This is a genomic window from Halalkalibacter wakoensis JCM 9140 (genome assembly GCF_000513095.1).
Taxonomy (GTDB): Bacteria; Bacillota; Bacilli; order Bacillales; family Bacillaceae_D; genus Halalkalibacter; species Halalkalibacter wakoensis.
The window spans coordinates 17,403-39,258 of the sequence record NZ_BAUT01000001.1; the positions used below are offsets into that span (position 1 = coordinate 17,403).

General features: G+C 37.6%; 26 protein-coding genes and 2 pseudogenes. 20 read left to right on the top strand and 8 right to left on the bottom strand.

Annotated elements, in window-relative coordinates:
• Positions 1-127: 127 nt before the first annotated feature.
• Positions 128-1,186, bottom strand: a complete 1,059-nt coding sequence (gene ytvI, locus JCM9140_RS00085; protein WP_034740665.1) for a sporulation integral membrane protein YtvI — start codon at positions 1,184-1,186, stop codon at positions 128-130.
• Positions 1,187-1,351: 165 nt separating this feature from the next.
• Here ytvI and JCM9140_RS00090 point away from each other — a divergent pair, with 165 nt between their 5' ends.
• Positions 1,352-1,804, top strand: coding sequence for a TcaA NTF2-like domain-containing protein (locus tag JCM9140_RS00090; RefSeq protein WP_034740666.1), 453 nt, complete (start codon positions 1,352-1,354; stop codon positions 1,802-1,804).
• Positions 1,805-1,840: 36 nt separating this feature from the next.
• On the opposite strand, the gene JCM9140_RS00095 is transcribed toward JCM9140_RS00090, so the two are convergent.
• Entirely contained in the window at positions 1,841-2,188 is a 348-nt protein-coding gene (locus JCM9140_RS00095; protein ID WP_034740669.1) for a YugN family protein, read from the bottom strand.
• A gap of 260 nt (positions 2,189-2,448) precedes the next feature.
• Between JCM9140_RS00095 and JCM9140_RS00100 the strand changes: the two genes are divergently transcribed.
• Positions 2,449-3,531, top strand: coding sequence for a CAP domain-containing protein (locus JCM9140_RS00100; RefSeq protein WP_034740671.1), 1,083 nt, complete (start codon positions 2,449-2,451; stop codon positions 3,529-3,531).
• A gap of 205 nt (positions 3,532-3,736) precedes the next feature.
• On the opposite strand, the gene JCM9140_RS00105 is transcribed toward JCM9140_RS00100, so the two are convergent.
• The gene (locus tag JCM9140_RS00105; RefSeq protein ID WP_034740674.1) at positions 3,737-4,246 is read right to left on the bottom strand and encodes a PaaI family thioesterase; all 510 of its coding nucleotides are present in this window, start codon (positions 4,244-4,246) and stop codon (positions 3,737-3,739) included.
• 248 nt (positions 4,247-4,494) lie between these two features.
• Between JCM9140_RS00105 and JCM9140_RS00110 the strand changes: the two genes are divergently transcribed.
• From JCM9140_RS00110 to JCM9140_RS22200, 3 genes are all read left to right on the top strand, one after another.
• Positions 4,495-4,914, top strand: a complete 420-nt coding sequence (locus JCM9140_RS00110) for a YlbD family protein (RefSeq protein WP_034740676.1) — start codon at positions 4,495-4,497, stop codon at positions 4,912-4,914.
• 26 nt (positions 4,915-4,940) lie between these two features.
• On the top strand, positions 4,941-5,207 hold the full coding sequence (locus JCM9140_RS00115; protein WP_034740678.1) for a YlbE-like family protein: 267 nt from the start codon (positions 4,941-4,943) through the stop codon (positions 5,205-5,207).
• 86 nt (positions 5,208-5,293) lie between these two features.
• A complete protein-coding gene (locus tag JCM9140_RS22200) occupies positions 5,294-5,725 on the top strand; it encodes a hypothetical protein (protein WP_052001969.1) in 432 nt (143 codons plus the stop codon).
• Here the strand turns inward: JCM9140_RS22200 and JCM9140_RS00125 are convergent.
• Positions 5,712-6,485, bottom strand: a complete 774-nt coding sequence (locus tag JCM9140_RS00125; protein WP_034740679.1) for an ATP-grasp domain-containing protein — start codon at positions 6,483-6,485, stop codon at positions 5,712-5,714. The genes JCM9140_RS22200 and JCM9140_RS00125 overlap by 14 nt on opposite strands.
• Positions 6,486-6,558: 73 nt before the next feature.
• On the opposite strand from JCM9140_RS00125, the gene uvsE reads away from it, so the two are divergent.
• From uvsE to JCM9140_RS00140, 3 genes are all read left to right on the top strand, one after another.
• Positions 6,559-7,536 (top strand): UV DNA damage repair endonuclease UvsE, encoded by a 978-nt coding sequence (gene uvsE, locus JCM9140_RS00130; protein WP_034740682.1) that lies wholly within the window; start codon positions 6,559-6,561, stop codon positions 7,534-7,536.
• A 41-nt stretch (positions 7,537-7,577) separates the two neighbouring features.
• On the top strand, positions 7,578-8,018 hold the full coding sequence (locus JCM9140_RS00135) for a YlbF/YmcA family competence regulator (RefSeq protein WP_034740685.1): 441 nt from the start codon (positions 7,578-7,580) through the stop codon (positions 8,016-8,018).
• A gap of 133 nt (positions 8,019-8,151) precedes the next feature.
• Positions 8,152-8,430, top strand: a complete 279-nt coding sequence (locus JCM9140_RS00140; protein WP_034740688.1) for a YlbG family protein — start codon at positions 8,152-8,154, stop codon at positions 8,428-8,430.
• 76 nt (positions 8,431-8,506) lie between these two features.
• Here JCM9140_RS00140 and JCM9140_RS00145 read toward each other — a convergent pair.
• Positions 8,507-8,895 (bottom strand): annotated as a pseudogene (locus JCM9140_RS00145) (DUF7147 family protein).
• Between the two features lie 363 nt (positions 8,896-9,258).
• Here JCM9140_RS00145 and rsmD point away from each other — a divergent pair.
• A pseudogene (gene rsmD / locus JCM9140_RS00150) lies at positions 9,259-9,824 on the top strand (16S rRNA (guanine(966)-N(2))-methyltransferase RsmD).
• The gene (gene coaD / locus JCM9140_RS00155; protein WP_034740691.1) at positions 9,821-10,300 is read left to right on the top strand and encodes a pantetheine-phosphate adenylyltransferase; all 480 of its coding nucleotides are present in this window, start codon (positions 9,821-9,823) and stop codon (positions 10,298-10,300) included. Before rsmD ends, coaD begins: the two are co-directional and overlap by 4 nt.
• 48 nt (positions 10,301-10,348) lie before the next feature.
• Here coaD and spoVV read toward each other — a convergent pair whose 3' ends face one another.
• Positions 10,349-11,575, bottom strand: a complete 1,227-nt coding sequence (gene spoVV / locus JCM9140_RS00160; RefSeq protein WP_034740694.1) for a dipicolinic acid transporter SpoVV — start codon at positions 11,573-11,575, stop codon at positions 10,349-10,351.
• Positions 11,576-11,703: 128 nt separating this feature from the next.
• On the opposite strand from spoVV, the gene JCM9140_RS00165 reads away from it, so the two are divergent.
• Positions 11,704-12,513 (top strand): patatin-like phospholipase family protein, encoded by an 810-nt coding sequence (locus JCM9140_RS00165; protein ID WP_034740697.1) that lies wholly within the window; start codon positions 11,704-11,706, stop codon positions 12,511-12,513.
• On the top strand, positions 12,494-13,534 hold the full coding sequence (locus JCM9140_RS00170; RefSeq protein WP_034740698.1) for a SepM family pheromone-processing serine protease: 1,041 nt from the start codon (positions 12,494-12,496) through the stop codon (positions 13,532-13,534). Before JCM9140_RS00165 ends, JCM9140_RS00170 begins: the two co-directional genes overlap by 20 nt.
• A 41-nt stretch (positions 13,535-13,575) precedes the next feature.
• Here the strand turns inward: JCM9140_RS00170 and JCM9140_RS00175 are convergent, their stop codons facing one another.
• The gene (locus tag JCM9140_RS00175) at positions 13,576-14,781 is read right to left on the bottom strand and encodes a nucleotidyltransferase (protein WP_034740701.1); all 1,206 of its coding nucleotides are present in this window, start codon (positions 14,779-14,781) and stop codon (positions 13,576-13,578) included.
• A gap of 198 nt (positions 14,782-14,979) precedes the next feature.
• Between JCM9140_RS00175 and JCM9140_RS00180 the strand changes: the two genes are divergently transcribed.
• The 4 genes from JCM9140_RS00180 to JCM9140_RS00195 all read left to right on the top strand — a co-directional run bounded on the left by JCM9140_RS00180 (position 14,980) and on the right by JCM9140_RS00195 (position 17,469).
• On the top strand, positions 14,980-15,498 hold the full coding sequence (locus tag JCM9140_RS00180) for a YceD family protein (protein ID WP_034740705.1): 519 nt from the start codon (positions 14,980-14,982) through the stop codon (positions 15,496-15,498).
• Between the two features lie 97 nt (positions 15,499-15,595).
• Positions 15,596-15,769: a 50S ribosomal protein L32 gene (rpmF, locus tag JCM9140_RS00185; protein WP_034627262.1), complete on the top strand. Its 174-nt coding sequence runs from the start codon at positions 15,596-15,598 to the stop codon at positions 15,767-15,769.
• Between the two features lie 211 nt (positions 15,770-15,980).
• Positions 15,981-16,751: an enoyl-CoA hydratase/isomerase family protein gene (locus JCM9140_RS00190; protein ID WP_034740708.1), complete on the top strand. Its 771-nt coding sequence runs from the start codon at positions 15,981-15,983 to the stop codon at positions 16,749-16,751.
• 157 nt (positions 16,752-16,908) lie between these two features.
• On the top strand, positions 16,909-17,469 hold the full coding sequence (locus tag JCM9140_RS00195; protein ID WP_034740711.1) for an RsfA family transcriptional regulator: 561 nt from the start codon (positions 16,909-16,911) through the stop codon (positions 17,467-17,469).
• An 86-nt stretch (positions 17,470-17,555) separates the two neighbouring features.
• On the opposite strand, the gene JCM9140_RS00200 is transcribed toward JCM9140_RS00195, so the two are convergent.
• Positions 17,556-18,047 (bottom strand): N-acetyltransferase, encoded by a 492-nt coding sequence (locus JCM9140_RS00200; protein ID WP_034740714.1) that lies wholly within the window; start codon positions 18,045-18,047, stop codon positions 17,556-17,558.
• 187 nt (positions 18,048-18,234) lie between these two features.
• Between JCM9140_RS00200 and JCM9140_RS00205 the strand changes: the two genes are divergently transcribed.
• From JCM9140_RS00205 to mraZ, 4 genes are all read left to right on the top strand, one after another.
• On the top strand, positions 18,235-19,176 hold the full coding sequence (locus tag JCM9140_RS00205; protein ID WP_156314693.1) for a 2-dehydropantoate 2-reductase: 942 nt from the start codon (positions 18,235-18,237) through the stop codon (positions 19,174-19,176).
• Positions 19,173-19,553 (top strand): DUF3397 domain-containing protein, encoded by a 381-nt coding sequence (locus tag JCM9140_RS00210; protein ID WP_034740716.1) that lies wholly within the window; start codon positions 19,173-19,175, stop codon positions 19,551-19,553. Before JCM9140_RS00205 ends, JCM9140_RS00210 begins: the two co-directional genes overlap by 4 nt.
• A gap of 82 nt (positions 19,554-19,635) precedes the next feature.
• Entirely contained in the window at positions 19,636-21,258 is a 1,623-nt protein-coding gene (bshC, locus tag JCM9140_RS00215; protein ID WP_052001971.1) for a bacillithiol biosynthesis cysteine-adding enzyme BshC, read from the top strand.
• 150 nt (positions 21,259-21,408) lie between these two features.
• Positions 21,409-21,840, top strand: a complete 432-nt coding sequence (gene mraZ, locus JCM9140_RS00220) for a division/cell wall cluster transcriptional repressor MraZ (protein ID WP_034741280.1) — start codon at positions 21,409-21,411, stop codon at positions 21,838-21,840.
• The last annotated feature ends 16 nt before the right edge of the window (positions 21,841-21,856 follow it).

The following is a 21,856-nucleotide window of genomic DNA, read 5'->3' on the forward strand; positions in this document are numbered from 1 at the left end:
ATTTGGCTAAGTTCTTTTTTATAAGGTGCTACGACTGTATTGTTTTCCTTAAGGGTCATTGCGCTACAGTCAGTCGACTACTTGGTGTGGTGACTGTAGCACAATGGAAAACTATAAAAACACTGTTTTAAATTTTAAAGTTAAGCTTAATAATGCCAGCTTCTTTAGCTGATGTAAAAGCAATGACAAGAAGGGGCCCAATGATAAAACCCATCACGCCAAAGAACATCAGTCCCAAATACATCGCAATAAGTGTGGCGAGTGGAGAGAGTCCAATTTGTTGTCCCATCACTTTCGGTTCGACTGTCCGGCGAATAATTAACAAAATTGCGGCTAAAATTAAAAGCTGTGTTCCAATGTTGGCATTGCCCGCAATAAATTGAAAGATTGCCCATGGTGCTAATATCGCGATAGAGCCAATTAAGGGAATGAAATCAATTAGCCAAATGATAAATGCCATAAGTAGGGCATATTCAGGAACGATGAGCAGGAGTCCTATTAAGGAGACAATGAAAATAATAATGCTGACTAAGAATTGAGCCTTAAAAAAGCCCCAAATAACATACGTTAATCTTGATGTCATGAAATTCACTTTGTCTTTCGTCTTGTCAGATAAATACGTAAACGCCTTATTTTTAAGTGACGGCAATTCTAACATAAACAAAAACAATGCAATTAGATAAACGATAAAGGTAACTAAGTAGCCTGGAATGCTTGTAATGACGTTTGCAAGGTCATTAATTAAGTTCCGTTCACTTATCGTTGTACGAAATGAATTTAATGTATGAGTAACTTGTAGGTTAATTTCTTGGACAAGATCTGGAGGAAGACTTTGATATTCTTCTTCCAAGTTTCTTTGGAAATTAAGCCAAGCGCGATTAATATCGTTAATATATTGTGGTAAGTTTTCGACAATTTGAGTGCCTTGTGTTACAGCTTGTGTTGTAATGTAGTAGCCAGCTAGACCAATAAACAGAATAAATAACGTAAATACAATCATCACAGCTATGTTTCTTTTTAGTTTAGCTCGTTTGTGTAAAGCTGTTACAGCCGGGGTTAATACTAGTGCTGTGATAAATGCGCCAATAAGCGGAATGGATACTGGCAATATAAAATAAGCTGCAAGCAAAATAGCAAGGATAGTTAAAATAATAATGAATGTTCTCTTTGTCATAAATGCTGCCAATTTGAGACTCCTCTCCAGAAATACTATTTACATTATAGTACGAAGACAATAAGATGAACAGGGCAATGACTTAATTTCCTAAAGTCGTCACTTTTCTCAGTTACGTAGGTACTCAATTAAATGGTATAATCATTCGTAGGCTAATTTGTAAGCAAGGAGATAATAATGAAAAAAATTACTGTTTTACTTTTGCTATTTGTTTTCCTGGCTACTGCTTGTAGTTCTTCAGAACCGGAACAGTTAACGTTACTTGAAGGAGAAGAAGCAGAGGAAGTCGCATTATTTTTACAATCATACAAGGAAGAAATGATTCATTCAGTTAACACGGGTGATTTTAATCATCTTGAACCTTATTTAATTACCAATAACAGCTTTTATCACTCAGTCAGACGGTATACGAGTGATTTACATGGAGAGAACACAACAAAAGAACTGAATCTATTTGAAGTAGAGGCAGTATATGAAGATGAAATTGGAGAATTACATGCAGACGTTAACGAGACTGTGACGATAAATGAACATGGGGTTAAAAATGAAGTTACGCGAAGTTTGCGATTTGAAATCGTACGTGGAGGAAATGACTCTCTTCGTATTATAACGATAAAAGCAAGAAAATAAGACAACGAGGCATATGCCTCGTTGTCTTATTTTTCATTAGCTTTCTAAATTTTTAAGAAGTAGTTCAAGCTTTTTATTACATTTGTCCACAATCGCTTTAGGAAAATCTTCTCCCTCATATTCTACACCATGTGGATAATAGTGTTTCCCTAACATTGGTGTCATAACCTTTACAATTGCATCGTCTTTAGGGATATCTCCTTTAATTGCGTAAGCAGGTAAACGAAGGTAGTAGACATCTCCTTGATTAACGATTTTGTAATCGAATGTTACACGTTGATAATCCCATTGACCAGCATGAATAAAGCCAATTGATTCTGCAGCGTAACGAAGTGTTTCAAATTTTAATTCTTTGTCCGCAAGTTCAATATGTTCAAATTTCACTACGAATCCGCCTCCAATTCATTCTCAAATATGTACTCTACTTATGATAGTATGAAAACCCTTCAGTTGCAACGTATTAATCATGAATGTTTTATGGCTAATCGTTTATCGACACGATTGTCAATGGATGCGACACAACCTTACATAGTTAGTGAAAGGAAAATACGATCCCTTTTACGAATACAGTAAGAGAGTAAAATGCTGTTTGTGTGGTAATAATGATTGCTAATATTTAAGTACTAGAAAGAGAGAGGAGAAATATGAGAAAAAAATATGTTGTGGTAGGAAGCCTTTTAGTATTTGTCTCGCTTGTTGTATTTGAATCTGTCTTCGAGGGACAAATAGCAGAGTGGTTTCAACAAAACGTATCTATAGAGGAAGAAACACTTGAAGTCGAAGAAGCGTCGACATTTGTTGTTGAATCTACCGAAAGCCATAAAGAGTTGCTTCCCTCATTTAAAGAACATGAACGATTTATTGGTTTATCTTCTGAATCCATATTAGAAGAGTTTGGTGATCCTGAGCGAATAGATATGTCCGCATATGGTTACGATTGGTGGATTTACCCTGATTCTAATAGCTCCTACATGCAAATTGGAATTGAGAATGATGAGGTTGTGACTGTATTTTTAACAGGAGATCTAAGAGGGCAATCTCTTTCTCTTGGTCAAACCTATCATGAAATAAATGACATGTTGCAATTTAAAGAAAAAGTTAATGTGAGTTCAAGTGATGGAGGGATGTATCAGTTTGAATTAACGAAAGAAGATCTTGAGATGAGGCCACTTGGAAAGGTCGATGATGTCTGGGTACAGTTTTATTTTGACACGTATACAGAGAAGCTATCTAGTTTGAGAATTGTAAAAGATGATGTTTTAATTAAACAAAGACCATATTCTGTTTCTTATCGTGGGGCTCCCCCTGAACGTCCAACGTTTACAGATGAAGAGTGGGCTAAAATAGAAGAAGGCAATGCGAAACAAATTTTTGATTTTACAAATATGATCCGATCGCGACATGAACTAGATCCTTTTCAGTGGGAAGTGAAAGTGTCATCTGTTGCTTATCTTCATAGCAAAGATATGAGTGAAAATGGATACTTCTCACACACGTCTCCGAATTATGGGGAAGTGTCTGATCGATTTGAGAGAGGGGACGTTCCGTTTATGTTAGCTGGTGAGAATATAGCTGCTAAATATGTTGATGGGGTCGCATCTGTTGAAGGTTGGCTAAATAGTGAAGGCCATCGAGTGAATTTATTACATGAAGAATTTACTCATTTAGGGGTCGGAGTATATCGAGAGCATTATACTCAAAATTTTATGACTCCATGGCAATCATAGAGAGGGGACTGAAATAGGTGATTTTCACCTTTTTCAGTCTCTCAGTTAAAGAGAGTGTATCATTTTTTTTTGATACACTCTCTTTATTTGTCTATTTGTCGACAAGATGGTAATAGAATCGTGAGTGCTCAAATGAAAAATGGAGCCGAAGAGCTAGGGAACGACCATGTGAAGACACATATATTAAATAAAGCGAATACGGACTTTATTTTAACTGAGTTGGTTTATTAAGAATGAAGAACGTGCCAGTTGCCATGGCAATCAGTTTTTCGCGTTCATCGTACACTTTTGCTTCTGATATATAGGTGTGGGTACCGCGATGAGTAATGGTTGCAATGCATCGAACATATTCACCTACACCTGGTTTAATAAAATGGATATTCATTTCTGATGTAACAGCGGCTAAGTCCGTTGGCAGAGAACGATTGACTAAGGAACCCATCGTTGTGTCTAATAGGGTTGCTGTCATTCCCCCATGGAGCATATTTAGAGGGTTCATAATAAGTGGTTGAATGGGAAGCTTGATTTCATAGTCGCCATTTTCCAAAAAGCACGATGAAATCTGAGTTATAGCTGCTAAGTATGTATGATACTTCCCGTCCCGTTTTTCTGATAATCCATCAATTAAATTAGAAACGATCGTCATTTCTTCAGCTGTAGCTTGATCTAAAAATTGTTGTGTTTTAGTCGCTAGGTCTTGGTTTACTTTTGACATAATAAATCCTCCAAATTTTTTCTTGTTATTACATATTGTAGCAAAATTAATGGTCGTTTGGCATTATTTGTTGTTTTTATAGGTTCGTGAAAGGTAATGGAACGTCCTTCTAGCTCCAATCAATCTTCTCTAGAGCAAACCAATTTAAAAGACAAACAATACTCAAGTTTTTTCCTTATTCATGTGAACGTTGGACTGGGCACTTGTGTAGAATATTAGAAAGAAGGAAAAGAAGGAGGATACGTGAGATGGATTCAAAAAAAGAACTACATCCTTCCGTAAAAGAATTTAAACAGTTTATGCGAGAACATCCTCATTTACTAAAAGAAGTAAAGGAGGAGAAGAAGACGCTTCAGGAACTTTTTGAAGAATGGAGTATAGTAGGTAGTGATCATGAACAGTGGAACGCCTCTTCAACGGTGGAAAAAAACAACGTGGAAGAGAAGCCGGAGGAGCAAACCGAAAAGTCTTCGAAAAGTGCTAGTGATACGTTAGGTCAAATAATGGGACTTGTGAAACGAATGAATGTTGATGACCTGCAACAACATTTAACACAATTTAGTGCTGTGCTAGCAAATGTTCAAAATGTAATCCAATCATTTCAGAAACCTTCTAATCCATCCAATCAGAGTCAACAAGATCACCCATTTTCCTTTAGACGAGATTAATTTTAATGACACAAGGAGTGAGGGAAATGAGAGCAGATGTACAAAGAGTTCTTTTTGAACGTCCAGAGCTACGACAGTACATTAGGCAGCACCCAATTTGGTATCGGAAATTAACAAGAGACCCAAGTCAGATTCCGGCATTAGAAAAGGAAGCAAACCAATTTTACGGACGGACACTTCCTCAACGTGTAGAAAAAGTTCAAAATTCTCTTGGATTAGTCATGATGATGATGGAGATGTTAAAAATGAATCAGTCAACAAATTCTGTTGAGTCACAAGGGCCTGTTCAATAAATGACAGGTCTATTTTTGTTGTAGGAAGAATAGATACGCTTATCAAGGAGAACATAACAGTAATGAAAATATGGAGGAATTTAGTAATGTGGAAAAAGATTTTGATTTGTTCATTTATTTTAATAGGAGGACTCGGAGGCTCTACAGGTTTTGCAAAAGGCGTACCAATGGCTCTTCAACAACTTGAAATTATTTCATTTCGTAGTACAGGTATGGTCGATGTGAAAGTTGGGGGAAGTCGGGAGTTAACGGTCTATCACGAAGTTAAGGAGAGGGATGTGTTTGTTGAATGTTTCGTTCCTAATTTCACGTTTAATGAAAAAGCCGGAGCGCTTCATCAAGAAGGAGAAGGGCACATCCGGCTATACGTAAACGATGAACATGTTGACACTCTATTTGAACCAGCATTTTTAATTAAAGATTTACCGGCTGGTGAGCATGAAATCAAGGTCGTTGTCGTGAAAAATGATTATTCACCGTATGAGTTGGAAGAAGAATTTGAGATTACTGTAGAGTGATCGTTTCTTGTAAATATTTATAAATATTTTGTTCAACTGAGATGCCGAGTTGTTGAAACCCTTGATTGCCAAATAAAGTATTAAATTCTAAGAAATAAAATTTACCACCAGCGGAAATCACATCGAAACCAGCATGATTTACTCCCAAGCTTCTAGCTGTTTGACGAACAAGCTCAATGGCTTCTTCTGGAATATCGTCAAATGAGATTCGAGCTCCTTGTGCAACATTGTTACGAAACGTATTTCGCTCATTGATACGCCAATAAGCAGTAAGGACATCATCACCTACAACGCAAACCCTTAGATCACGGTCAATTGGTAAATACTCTTGCACATAGAAATAAGGATTGTTTTCAGCATACTCATTGAATTGTTTATGATTTTCAATAAGAAAAACACCTTTACCCATTGAGTTACGAATTTCTTTTGCCACAAAAGGAAAAGGAAATTCATCGAAAACTCGATTAATATTATCGTGGTTCCGTCCTAAAATGACCGTTTTAGGTACATGATCAGGACAAACACTCCAAAGGGCACGTGTCACTTCAATTTTGTTAAAGCCCATCTGGATTGATTGAATACTAGGAAAAATGTTCTTTTTCATTCCATAAACGAGGGCATTAACTTGCCAATTCTCTGGGAACAAACAAACATCTGCAGCGGCAATTTTTTCACGCTCTTCAAACATTTGCTCAGGTTTAACGTATTGGATTCCTGGCATTCCAATTGTTCTAAATGGATTAAATGTCACGATCTTCATTATTCTAGTCACCTTCTTCTTACAAATAAACAAGACGAGTGAATTATAGACAAACTAGGGAGGTAAGTCAAACATGGTTGATTCTTATGAGGTTCGGTTAGGGTATGTGGCTATGAGTGTCGTACTTTCAAATGCGTCCCCCTCTCAAACGATGACAGTAAAACAGTTTGAACAAATTAGTGATGAAGAGGCAGGAATTCGAAAGCTAGAACGAATAGCTGAATCGAATGTTAAAAATTGCCTTCGACTTATGAAACATAATAAAGCGCATCAAATCTCTTTCTTTCGTCTATCTTCCCGACTTGTCCCACTTGCAAATCACCCGTTAACAGAAGGGTGGAAATATGAGCGAACGTTAGCACCCGTTCTAAAAGAGTTAGGGCAATTTATTCAGAATGAAAGAATGAGAGTTGATTTTCATCCAGACCACTTTGTTGTCTTAAATAATCGTTCAAAAGACATTTTACAGCAATCGTTACGAACGTTAATGATGCATTACAAACTATTAAAAGGAATGGGGCTCTCACATAAGCATCGTTGTGTTCTTCATATAGGCGGAAAGAAAGATGGAAGAGATGAAGGCTTAGAGCAATTTATTGAAAATTTCTCTGAAATACCAAAAGTGATTCAAGAGATGATCATGATTGAAAATGATGATGTTAATTATACAATTGAAGATGCCTTGTATCTTGGGGAAAAATTACATATCCCAGTTATTTTAGATCTTCATCATTATGATGTCTTGCATGAATCCACTGAACTCCTTGCATTGTGGGAACGAGTGGTTTCTACTTGGCAACATAGTCCTTTCCCTGTGAAAATACATATCTCAAGTCCTAAAGAAGGGCCTGGAGACAGAAAGCATCATGATTATATTGATGCAAAAAGGTTTTATGACTTTTTGCAATTAATTAAAGGAACAGTAAACAAACTAGATGTTATGATAGAGGCAAAACAGAAAGATGAAGCGTTGCTTAGGTTAACTAAAGACTTAACAAAAGAAAGAGGAATAGAGGTTCATAATCCTTCAGAAATTCAGGTATTATGTTAATTCCTAAAGACATGCTATAATGTGTTTTAGGAGGTGTGAGTATGCTCGCAACAATCTCAACTCTGGAGTTGATTGATGAGGCTAGTGAATTAGGTCAAGCAGTCATTCAGTCTGACATTTACCAGGAATATATTATCGCTAAAAAAGAGATGCAAGATGACCTAGATGCTCAGAAGCGAATCGCTAAATTTAATCAGCTTAAAGAACAATACGAAGAAGTTCAACGTTTTGGAAGATATCATCCAGATTACGATAAAGTTTCAACAAATATACGGCAAGCCAAAAGAGAAGTCGATTTAACAGAAACGGTTTCTTTGTTCAAAAAAGCAGAACGAGACCTTGAGTCTCTTTTAAATGAAATTTGTGAAATTATAGCTAAATCGGTATCACAAACGATAAAAGTGCCTACCGGGAATCCATTCTTTGATAACATGTCATGTAGTGGAGGGTGTAGTTCCGGTGGAGGTTGTGGCTGTAGCTAATTTAGAGGTGTGCGAAGATCTCGTTTGGATCTTTCGCGCATCTTTTTTAGAACAATTAACACGTATTGCTCGATTATTTGGAACGTGCTAGACTAAAAGCTAAGAATAAAAATGGATAAGGAGAAACCATTCTATGTTAGGTTCAAAGCGCCAAGGAATAGCTGTTTGGTTAACATCATTGAAGTTTGCTAGACAACTAAGACGATTTGGAAATGTGCATTATGTTTCAAAAAAGATGAAATACGTTATTTTTTACTGTGATCAAGAGAAGGTAGACGACACAATCAAAAAACTACATACATTTCCATTTGTGCGTGACGTGAAACCATCCATGCGTCCATTTATTGAGACAGAATTTCAAAATGCAAAACCGGATAAAGCAAAAGAGTATGATTATAAAATGGGAATTTAAGACGACTTCGTTTATGAAGTCGTCTCTTTTTCGATGACTAATCATAAATGATAAAATCGACCTTTTCAGTGCCGTCTTACTGAAGTGGGGGGATGTATCGATTCATTCGCAATACACCAATTAAGTATTGATAGTACAGTTCAAGTTCTTTAAATTCTTTTGCTGATTTTACTTGTAACGCATGTATGGGCTTGTTCAAGTCACTTGCTACTTGATCAAAAAGTCGATATCGCTCTGATGGCTTTTTTCTGGTTGAGGAATTCCTTCGAGACAAAGATAAAGTGGCATCATTTTACCAGGGGAAGCCGGTTGTAAAATCACGACAATTGAGCTTCTTTCTATGGAGTCGTAAACGCTGTCTAACCTTAATAGCATATGTATTCTAGATTGATTCGATTTGGCGAGTTCAAGTAGCTCATACAAATCATTAAAGCCTTCTCCTAAGTGAATAAATTTTTGGATCATGTTAAAAAAGCCTTCTTTCTATTAGATCTTTCTATGAATGAAAATGTAGCATGATTAGTGGCCTATGTCGAGCAAAAAAATCCCCGCAAGGAACTCCTTGCGAGGTGCCCATACACATACTTATGTATGTCATGAGGCTATGGGAGAGGAGAAACCGGAGGAAGAACTTATGGGGAAACGTAAGCCTTCTCCGCGGTTGTAGCAACACATTAAGTGCTACTAATTGAAGTATGACCCGTCTTTCTTTATTCCATACGTCTCAAATGAAAAATTGTTATTTTCTTGTAAGATGTTTGTCTAAATGATATTCGTATGATACGTTTGAAAGAAAAGAAACAGGTAGAAAAAGGATGAGTGAATAGTGTGAGAGTAATATCAGGTGATAAAAGAGGTTTGCCATTAAAAGCGGTACCAGGCTCCTCCACGAGGCCAACTACTGATAAGGTGAAAGAGTCTATCTTTAATATGATTGGTCCTTATTTTTCTGGAGGAATGGCGCTTGATTTATATGCTGGGAGTGGTGGCTTAGGAATTGAGCCATTAGCCGGGGAATCGATAAAGTTGTATTTGTTGATCAGAATAAAAAAGCAATTGAAACGATTAAAAACAATTTGAAGCAATGTCAGTTTGAAGAAAGAGCCGAAGTGTATCGAAACGATGCGAACCGTGCTTTAAAGGCGCTAATTAAAAGAGAAATTGCTTTTTCCCTTATTTTTTTAGATCCACCTTATGCGAAGCAAAACATCGTAAATGAAATGGGCATTATGTTCGATCACCAATTGGTCACAGATACCGGAGTGATTGTGTGCGAACATACTTCTTCGATAGAACTCCCAGAGCAAATCGGTGTTGGGACAAAGCTCCGTAGTGAAACGTACGGTGAGACAACAATTACAATTTTTCAAAAAGGAAAAGAGGTGGAATCATGACAAGCATAGCAGTGTGCCCAGGAAGTTTTGACCCAGTCACATTAGGTCACCTTGATATTATTACGAGAGGTGCTTCTGTATTTGATAAAGTGATTGTTGCTGTTTTACATAATCGTAATAAACAACCTCTTTTTACTGTGGAGGAGCGAGTGGCTCTTCTTCAAGAAGCGACAAAGGATTTACCGAATGTCGAGGTCGATTCGTTTAACGGACTATTAATTGATTATGTGAAGGACAAAAAAGCAAAAGCGATTATACGTGGTTTACGTGCTGTGTCAGATTTTGAATATGAAATGCAAGCAGCTTCTATTAATAAAAAATTAGGACCTGACATTGAAACTTTTTTCATGATGACAAACAACCGTTATTCTTACTTAAGTTCTAGCATCGTCAAGGAAGTGGCAAAATATCAAGCGGATGTTTCTGATATTGTTCCAGAAGTTGTAGCGAAGGCATTGGTTAAAAAGTTCCAATAAAATATGTAAAGGGGATCAAACGGACAAATGGCCTTTGATCCCCTTCTTTTAATCGATAGCTCGATTTAGTGCTTTTCGGGCTGTTAAGAGAATAAACACAAGTAGCATCATTAATGTAAATAAGGCTCCGTACTGAGTAATCAATCCCCATGCAGAGTGGAACCAAGAGCTTGATTGTTCGCGTAGAAATACGGGAATAGCCTGCCATTGTTCACTAGCAGTTTGATTAAGATAAAAGGGACGCCAAAACAAAAAGACTAAAAAGGCTGCAAAAAATCCGTGCATAAACCGTGATATGAGAAAGGGTTTAAAGCGAATATCCGTTTCTGCTAATATGCTTGCTACTTGAGCTTGGATTGAAAACCCACTAAAGGCTAAAATAAAGCTAGTTACGATTATTTGTTCAAGTAAACCGACTGATATAGTCTCACTTGCCATTTGAGCACCTAGGGTCATTTCAAAAATTCCTGAAATAAGTGAACTATTTAAGTCACTAGGCAAATGGAAGAATGTTAAAACGATAGAAAATAATGAACCAATCAAATGGACAAAGCCAACTAAGCTTAATAGTTCATTTAATACAGAGAATAAAATGATGAATCCACCAATCATAAGTAGAGTTCGTACAGAAGATTGAACGGCATCCCCCAATAATTTTCCGATTGGACGGCCATCTTTTATTCTTTCTTTGTGGAGCATTTTAAATGCTGTGACAATCCCGCTAGCATTCGCTTTGGGTGGTGGACTACTTGCTTCCTCTTCACGACCATGAAAGCGCATCAGAAGCCCAACGATGATATTGCCAATATAATGAGCGAGGGCTAAAACAATCCCAAGCGCTGCATTATGAAAGAAGCCAACAGCAATGGCACCAAAGATAAACAAAGGATTGGCGGAACTTGTAAAGCAAACGAGGCGTTCTGCTTCAATCCTTGATAGTTTCCCTTCTTGTCTCAACCGGGCCGTTATTTTAGCTCCAGCTGGATTGCCAGAAGCAAGCCCCATAGCCCAAACAAACCCTCCAACACCTGGAACTTTGAAAAGTGGTCGCATTAAAGGCTCTAACAAAACCCCAATAAATGTGACAACGCCAAAGCCAATTAACAGTTCAGAAACGATAAAAAAGGGTAAGAGCGAGGGAAAGACCACTTCCCACCAAATATTTAACCCTCTAATCGAACCTTCTAGAGCTTGTTGTGGAAATATCATGAGAGAGGCTGCTAATAAAATGCTTATAAGTGCAAGAGTGAGAGTTTTTATCATTGAAAATGGCATTGAAATAGCTGCCTCCTTTTATGTAACTTCGAAACCAACCTGTCCATAATATAACTATACGTATACAAGCTCGTAATAGACCATATGATTTTATTGTGAGAGATAAACACAGTAAGGAGAGGATAGGAATGGGGGGAGAACGACCAAAAATCGGTCTTGCTCTTGGATCCGGGGGAGCAAGGGGTTTTGCTCATATTGGGGTTTTAAAAGTATTAGAGGAAGAGCAAATACCAATCGATTATATTGCTGGGAGCAGTATGGGTGCTCTTGTTGGCAGCTTGTATGGAGTAGGCCAATCTCCTGCTCATTTAGAGCGATTTGCAACGCTGTTTCGTAGAAAGTATTTCATTGATTTTATCGTTCCCAAACTCGGATTTGTAGCTGGTGTTAAGGCTAAAGAGGTTATTCGGATGTTAGCAAAAGATAAGAAGTTAGAAGAGCTACATCCGCCAGTAGCTGTTGTTGCGACAGATATAAAAAACGGTGAACGAGTGGTTTTACGAAAAGGGGACGTTGCTACGGCCGTTAGAGCGAGCATTGCGATCCCTGGTATTTTTGTTCCTGAAAAGGTTGAAGATCGTTTGTTAGTAGATGGTGGCGTGATTGACCGTGTACCTGTCTCAGTAGTGAAAGAAATGGGCGCAGATGTTACAATAGCAGTTGACGTTTCATATTTTCGTACAGAACCAGAATTGAACACGGTCTACGATATTATTATGCAAAGCATGGATATTATGGCTAGAGAGTTAGTTCGTGTACAAGAGATCGACAGTTCGATTATGTTGCGCCCTATAGTAGAACATTCGAGTTCCCTTGATTTCTCACAAGTGGAACGGCTGATTGAACGAGGGGAGGAAGCTGCGAGAGAGCAACTTCCGGAAATAAGACGATGCATGGAAACTTGGAAGGAGAACAATGATGAGCGGTTCAAAAATTAAGAAAAGGTGGATCGTTCTGATCTTACTTTTGCTGTTTGTTCAGTTTTATCAATTGCCTTACTATTATTCGCAACCGGGTGGGGCAAAGGTGTTAGACGAAGTCATTGCGGTTGAGGGTGGCTTTACAGAGGAGGAAGGGTCGTTTATGCTTACGACTGTTCAGATGGGAAAAGCAAACCTCTTCTTTTATGCATGGGCTCATTTAAGTCCTTATCGAATGATTTATCCAGAAGAACAACTTCGCTATGAAGGGGAAACAGATGATGAGTACCAACATCGGCAAATAATGGCAATGACGAGCTCACAAGAAGTGGCTAAAATTGTTGCTTATGAGGCAGCGGGAAAAATAGTAGAGTATGAACATAAGGGAGTTTTGGTCACAACGTTGATTGAAGGAATGCCCGCTCATGATGTGTTGCAAATGGGCGATCATATTGTTGCTGTCGATGGAGAGCAAATTGTAACCTCCGAGCAATTGATTGAGACATTGCAAGGGAAGACACAAACGGAGACCGTTGAAATTACGTATATTCGTGATGGATTAGAGCAAACAGCTGAACTGGGCTTTTCTCCATTTCCAGAAGAAATGAATGCTCCTGAAGATAGGGTAGGAATTGGAATATCTGCGCCTGTAACTGATCGAGAAGTAACGTTTGAGCCTAATGTAACGATTGACACAAGTCAAATTGGAGGGCCATCTGCAGGACTAATGTTTGCATTAGAGATCTACAATCAATTGCTTGAAGCGGATATAACGAAAGGATACGATATTGCTGGAACGGGTACCATTAATGAAGATGGAATGGTTGGTCGAATTGGCGGGGCTGCCCAAAAAGTTGTTGCCGCAGATAAGGCTGGAGCTAGATACTTTTTTGCTCCAAATGAAGGCGGAGCTTACAATTCAAATTATTTAGAAGCGGTAGAGGCTGCTAGTGATATTGGAACAGATATGGAAGTTATTGCTGTTGATACATTTGAAGAAGCCATCAACTTTTTACAGTCGTTGCCTGAAAAATCGTAATTAAAACGACTCGATATTGTTCGAGTCGTTTTTTCGTACATTTATAAGCGAATGGGGGACCTGGTCGCTTCCTTTTTCATTTCAGCTGTTCTTGTGTGGCTCGGCAGTATGGAAAGATAAACATTGGCGGCTCGTTCTTCTAATTCCGTCATAATGCCTTCTACTTTTGCAGGTTTCCTAATTGGGAGAGTTCTTCGTTTTCTTGTTTTGTTTAGGTAAGCCTGACCTTTTTCAGTCATTCCTAATAAACGGAGATAGTTAGGTTTTGTATTAAGAGCTTCGTTCATTTCAATTTTTGTTGTATTTGTAACAATATGAGTTGAAACTCTTTGTAATCTGGTCCAAGTATAACGCTTTGTTTTTACAAGATTCATCCAGTCATGAAAGGAATCGGCTTTTTTGCTTGCTTCTTTTAAACGGTACTCAAGTCCTTCCTCACATTCATATATAGAGCGTAACTCATTAACTGGTGTTGAAAGAAGTTTGTATTGCAATAAAGGATAATACTCTTCCCATGTGTGAAAGAGAGAGTAAGTTTCTTGATAGTTTTTTAGAAGTTGATAAGAAGGCTCCGGCATAACATGTTTGCTTTCTTCAAGTTGATTGCTAGTAAGCAATTTTCGAATACTTGTTGCACTTGCAATCGTTCCTTCTCTTATATCTTCATCGTGGTATTGTGCAGCCTTTCGTAACGTTGTTGTTGGTTTTATCGTACACTTTTGATCAGCGATTGCTTTTACATAATGAAAACCTAGAATGTTATTAGGTTCTGTAAGAGATAGAGCAGTCGAAGAAGTGTGTAGTTGTGTAAAAGCTGCTGAGGCAGCTCGAGGATAGCTGTAACCTAATTTCATATTTGCTTGAACAAATTGGTCAAATTCTGTTTGGTGTTTATTCATAAACGTTACGAACTGCAGGAATTCTTGAATGTCCCCGGACTCACTACCGAAATTCAGGAAGTCAACGCCAATTTCCGATAATAAGGAAATCGCTCCATTAGCAAATAATTCTGCTTTTTGGGCAGAATAACAATAGGGTAGTTCAATTACAAGGTCCACTCCAGATAGAAGGGCCATCTTCGTTCGGTACCATTTAGAGATGATAGCAGGTTCGCCCCTTTGTAAAAAGGTTCCACTCATGATGGCTACTACTACTTCTGCTCCTGTAATCTTCTTGGCTTGATTTACTTGGAAAAGATGACCGTTATGAAACGGATTATATTCGACGACAATCCCAACTGCTTTCACTCAATGTTCACATCCCCATATAAAGTAAGTAAGAAAAAAGACAGTTTCTTTACTCTTCTTTTATGACATGCTACAATAAACGTCATGCTTAAACAAGTACAAGTTCTACTAAATTGATTTTACAGTGTAAAGAAAAAAGGTTGACATTAATTTATTGTAGAGCTATACTTAATTTTGTTGTCTTAGAGGTGATCAGACATGAAATGGTCATTACAGCAATTATCTATTGCCAAGCGCAAACCATTTACATTTGAAGAAGAAGTTGATTTATCAAGCTTAAAAGATTTAAATCCAGATATTCGGTCTGTTTCTCCTTTCTTGGTAAAAGGGGAAGTCCACTATACTGGTTCTATGGTAACCTTTCAACTTTCTATTACAGGAGAGTTGATTCTCCCATGTGTTCGAACATTAGCGGATGTTGTATTTCCTATTGATCTTCATGTGAAAGAACATTTTCATCCTACCAATGATTATGTCACGGCCGATGTTGATCATGATGAAATTCATTTCTTTGAAGGAGAAACAATTGATCTTCTACCTGTTGTTCAAGAACTTATCTTGTTGGAAATTCCTATTCAAGTATATGCTGAATCGGAAACAGAGCGACTTGCTCCACCATCAGGGAAAGACTGGGGAATTGTCACAGAAGAAGAACATAAGAACCGTGTTGACCCTAGACTCGCTGATTTGGCAAAGTTTTTTGAGAAAAAGGATTAGGAAAATCGAAGCACCGGCAACGCTCGTGCCTTCATTTCATACAACAACTAAGTGAAGTTGGATTAGATTTTATAGATTTTTTAAGGAGGTGGGAATGATGGCAGTACCATTTAGAAGAACATCTAAAACTCGCAAAAATAAGCGTCGTACTCACTACAAATTAGCAGTACCTGGTATGACTAAATGTCCTGAGTGTGGAGAATTGAAACTTGCTCACCGTGTTTGTAAAGAGTGTGGCTCTTACAAAGGCCAAGATGTAGTAAGCAAGTAATTTGATATGATCAAAAAGGCGAAGAGACTTCTCTTCGCCTTTTTTGTAGGCTGTTATCGTAAAGATGGTTGCTCTAGAATATCCCGGGTACCTCCACTTCATGTGGAAAAAGAGTGGCTGTAGCGGAGTGGAACGAACCTCCTCTTCCCTCCTTAAACGAATAAACCTACAAAGTATACTATTTTTGTTAATGGATGAGGAGTGGTCAAAAGTGAATACTGTCAAAGTTATACAGGAAGATAACGGGATAACATGGATCGTACTCAATCGAGAAGAAATGAGAAATGCGATTAATCATGATGTTATAGATGAACTAGAGAAAGCGCTTTTAACAGCCGAACACGATGACAGCAAACTAGTTGTATTGACTGGAGAGGGGAACCGTGCCTTTTGCTCAGGAGGTGATTTGTCAACATTTCAACATTTACAAACAGCAAAAGAGGCGAAAAAGATGTTAGAGAAGATGGGAACAATTTTGGAAAAGATTGCTTTTTTTCCGAAAATAACCGTTGCGGCTCTAAATGGAATAGCTGTTGGTGGTGGAAGTGAGTTAGCTTCTGCATGTGATTTTAGAATTGGGACACCTGCTTGCAAAGTTGGTTTTGTTCAAGCGACTTTAGGCATTACAACAGGTTGGGGTGGTTCAACTTTGCTTTTTGAAAAAGTGGCTGTAACCGAAGCATTGAACATGTTGTTGTCAGCAAGAATGTATACATCAGAGGAACTTTTACATAATGGGTTTTTACAGTCTGTTATAGAAGATGAATCATTTAAAGATGGAGTCATCAGCTATGTAGAACCTTTTTTACAACATTCTAAAGAGGTTGTCCTAGCTTACAAATCGAAGCTGGTTAATCGTTACGATAAAAATCTGATACATGAAAACATTCAAAAAGAGATTCGTGAATGCGCTAGGTTATGGGAGTCTGCTGAGCATCATGAGGCTGTACAAGCCTTTTTGAATCGTCCAAAGAACAACTGATGCTAGATTTATGAATAGATCCTGGCAAAACGGTCATAATTGAATACTAGAACTAATCTATCTCACGAAAAGAAGAGAGATCTTTTTTAGGAATATTAGTCTTTCTACTCTAGTAGATGCATATGAATAAGCAACCAAGACTTTGAGGAGGGATTCTATGACAACGATTCGCCAGGATGCATGGAGCACAGATGAAGATTTAATTTTAGCTGAAGTTGTTCTTAGACATATACGAGAAGGGAGTACACAGCTTGCTGCCTTTGAAGAAGTTGGAGAACGCTTGTCTAGAACGAGTGCAGCGTGCGGGTTCAGATGGAATTCGGCGATCCGAAAAAAATATGAATCTGCGGTCGCATTAGCGAAGAAGCAGCGTTCAAAAGGGAAAAAGCAACCGTTTGAAGACAGAGAGTGGGCAACAGAAGCAAGTAACGAAATTATTGAACCTGTTCCAACGGCGGTTAAAGAGAGGGAGGTAGAAGTTTCAAAGAAAGAGGCTTCTTCTTCCGAATTAACAATGGAAGAGGTTCTATCCTTTCTAAGCGATTATCATGAAAGCATGAAAGATCGGATGCCTACAGAGGAAATTGAAAAGCTTAAACAGGAAAATAAAAAACTAAATGATGAGCTAGAAAAGATTAAAGAAGAGAAAAAAATAATGACGGAAGATTACCGGGCCTTATTATCAATAATGGACCGGGCTAGAAAGCTGTCCATTTAAAAGTAAGAAAACACACACTCTTATTAGAATGTGTGTTTTCTTTACTTATTCGAGGTAATTGTTTGATTGCTTCGTTATCTTCTTGCTTAGTTTAATGACGAGTCCATAACTTGTTCTTGAACACCTTCAGGGAACCATATATATGGGCTTTCTCCACGATCTCGCGAAGCATCGTATGTAGCAGCTTCAAATCCCATATGCTCCCAAAAGGATCCAGAACCTTGTCTAGCATTCGTTTTAATAGGTAATTTAAAGGATTTAGCAAAGTTTACTAATGTTTCTCCATACCCTTGCTTTCTATATGCCTCTAACACTTCGAGTTTCCACAATTCTAAATAATCTTGTGGTGGGTCAAAGTACCGATCATATTTTCCGGTAATCCGATAGAGGCTCATTCTGGCAACGAGCTTATTTCCAAAGTAGATTCCGTAAAAAGGAGATTCGCTATCATTTTCAATGATATTGGCCTCTAAATCACCTTTCATGGAAAGTTCTGCTGAACCATATTCGCGAAAGTTTTTAAATTCTTCTAGTGTTTTATAATTGACAAGTAATCGCTTAACTTCGTAATCATACATAAAAGAATCATCCTCCTTCTCATAACTAGTGACTCTTTTATTTTACTACAATTTACTCTGAAAGCGTTCTTATTTTATTTAATTTTTTATAGAAGCGGAAAATGTTTAAAAAGTCAGATTTTTTTAATGTGTAAGTTTGGTGGAAGAGTGTGGTACAATTTTCATAAAAAAACAAGGAGCAAGACAAGTGAAATACGTAATTATAGGATCGGGTTCAATTGGTATGTTGCTGTCATCTTACCTTGCGCAGCAAACGAACTCTCTTTTGCTCGCTACACATCGAAACATTCAGGCAAATCAAATTGAGCAAAAAGGGCTACATCTAGTTCATACAGATAAGATAACCAAAGTACAACATGTACGAACGTCTTCGTGTTCGGCTTTATTAAAAAATAATCTAACAGATATAGAGACGATTGATGTCATGATCATTGCCGTTAAATCCCACCAAGTCAAACAAGTTCTTGAAGATCTGAAAGGAATTGAGCATAAAGTAGCATCTATCTTATTTCTGCAAAATGGAATGGGGCATACGGAAATGTTTCATGACATTTCTATTCCTGAAGTTGCTGTTGGCGTAGTGGAGCATGGAGCAATGCGGACGAATGATTGGACAGTCTATCATACTGGGGTAGGGCGTTTACGTTGGAGTTATGTTCAGGCAGGAAAAAAGGTGATTGAAACAGCTTTTTCGCCACTACGGCTAAATGAGTTTCCTATTCTTCAAGAAAAGAACTGGATCCCCTTACTGCATTCGAAATTAATTGTAAACGCATGTGTTAATCCGTTAACAGCCCTATTAATGGTTAAAAACGGTCAACTTCTGGAAAATAAATATTACTTGAACATGATGAGCCAAGTGTTTGATGAAGCGTGTACGGTTCTTGAAACGAGCGAAAAAGATCAAATGTGGGAGTATGTACGTGATGTTTGCCAAAAGACATCGTCGAACTCCTCATCAATGCTTTTAGACTTTGAAAAAAAACGAAAAACAGAAATTGATAGCATATTAGGTTATCTGCTACGTCAAGCTGCTAACAAAAAGATTCATGCACCTATAATTGCTTACCTACATGACGCTATAAAAGGCAAAGAAGTAGAGTTCAGAGAAGGGGAGGTTGAATCATGACCAATTTAGTAGCTTCAGTGATCGCGACGATTGTCACGATTCCACTTTTAGGATGGTACTTCATTTACATTGTCAATGTAAAAGTAACCAAAAACAAATCGAAAGCTATTCGTCTAGCTTCGGACTGGACGACCTTATTATTTATGGTTGCCGTCTATTTTATCATGGCAGAACTTTGGGGACAGTCTTTTATTTGGATTATTTTAGCGGTGTTTTTTTTCATTTCAATAATTGTGACGTGGATGCACTGGAAGGTTTCAGGAGATATACAGACAAGGAAGCTGTTTAAAGGAATATGGAGATTTAATTTCTTGTTCTTTCTTATTCTCTATTTCTTGTTAAGTGGGTATGGATTGATTTCGATAATAATCAGTTGAAGCTAAGTCCTCTTATTTGTTCTAGAGCTAATAAATTTGCTATGATGAAGGTAATTTTAGTCAAATGAAGGGACGTCTATTTATGTTGGAAGTAAAAGATATAGATTTGCTATCAGAAACAGGCTTTATAAGAGATTATGTAAATGGTCATTTAATGACTAAACCTTTTTTTGATTTTACATACACTGACGAAGAAAAGTTTCATAAGAGAGTGGATGATCTTCATCAGAGGGCTTATAAAAGAGAAGAGTTAGCTGAGTATTTTACACGCGTCCATACAAACCTGCCCCATGCAGAAGTAGCGCATGAGCAAATAAAAAAATTGAAACAAGAAAACTCTGTTGTTGTAGTTGGTGGGCAGCAGGCAGGATTATTAACAGGCCCGTTGTATACCGTTTATAAAGCAATGTCTATTCTCATTTTAGCAAAACAACAAGAAGAAAGACTCAATGTTCCTGTAGTCCCTATTTTTTGGATTGCCGGCGAGGATCATGATATTGATGAGATTCGATTTGTCTACAAAGAAAAAAGCAAGCGCTGGAAAAAGCATGTCTTTCATCCGGTAGAAGATGCTTCTTCTGCTTCAACATTGTTATTAAATAAAATGGAGTTAAAAAAATGGGTTGAAGAATTATTTGCAACATTCCCTGAAACAGCTCATACGAATTACTTGCATACAAAGCTGATTTCTTTATCGGATGAATCAGTGACATTTGTGGACTTCTTTAGAAACATGATGAACTGGATCTTTGGAAAAGAAGGATTGCTATTGTTAGATGCTCATGACCCAGAGATACGAAAATTAGAAATCAATTATTTCGAAAAATTAATTGATGAAGTTGAACATGTGCAGCTGAATCAACAAAAAGGAGCACTTGCTTTTGCGGAAGCTGGGTATGGGGAACCAATTGTAACCGAACCACTTAATGCACATCTTTTTTTAGAAGTTGATGGTGAGCGTAAAAGAGTCGATTACGAAAATGGTGAATTTTATATAAAGGGCACTAACCTTCATTATTCAAAAGAACAATTAAAAGTGCTGGTGAAGGAGAATCCGGAAAGATTTAGCAATAATGTCGTAACAAGGCCGTTGATGCAGGAATGGTTGTTGCCAGTTTTAGCGTTCATTTCTGGACCGGGTGAGCTGCGCTACTGGGCTACATTAAAACATGTATTTTCTCATTTTGATCTGAACGTACCGCCGGTTATTCCACGAATCCAAATGACGTTTATCCCAGCTCATATTCAGAAATGGCTTTCGCAAAATGACTATGATGTAAGGCCGTTTTTAATGGGAGAGATGGAACAAGTAAGAGAATGTTGGTTAGAAGAAGCAACTGAATATCCAGTAGATGATGTGATGAAACAAGTGAATGAAAAAGTGCGTACATCTCATCATCCCCTTCGTGAATTGGCTCAACAGATTGACCCTAATCTGGCGAAGTTAAGTGAAAAGAATTTAGCGATTATCGAAAATCAACTTCAGTTTATGGAAAAAAAGATGAAAAATTTCATTCGACAAACTCATAGTCATACACTTGCAAAGTTTACTGAAACAGGTGATTGGCTTTCTCCGTTAAATCGACCACAGGAACGAATATTTCATCCGATTTTGTTGATGAATGTCATTGGTGAAGATGGATTCAGACGATTATTGTCAACAGATATGTCGGTTAATCATCTTCATAAAGTTGTCTATTTGTAAATTGCTGTTGTGTTTTTCCGTCGAATTGTGGATAAATAAAATCTGCCATTGTGGCAGGATTTTTTTGTGGATAAATTAAAAATTTTTGGTGGTGTAAAGTGGAGGATTGTGGTAACTTAAGGGTAGTAAGTGGGGGGAGTTGGGTTCACGATGTTTATGGGAGAATATCGCCATAACGTAGATGAAAAAGGTCGTATGATTGTCCCGGCTAAGTTTCGGGATCGTTTAGGATCTTCTTTTGTTGTAACTCGTGGACTTGATCGCTGTTTGTTTGTTTATCCACAGGATGAATGGAGTAAGCTTGAGACCAAATTAAAGGATCTTCCTTTTACGAAAAAAGATGCTAGAGCATTTACTCGTTTTTTCTTCTCCGGAGCTACTGAATGTGAATTAGACAAGCAGGGAAGAGTAAATATAGCTTCACCATTAAGAGATTATGCACAACTTGATAAAGAGTGTGTGGTAATAGGTGTTTCAAACCGAGTAGAAATTTGGAGCAAAACAATATGGGAAGACTATTTTGCTGAATCTGAAGAATCATTTAGTGAAATAGCAGAAAATATTGTTGATTTTGATTTTTAGCTGTTTGTCTTGGAGG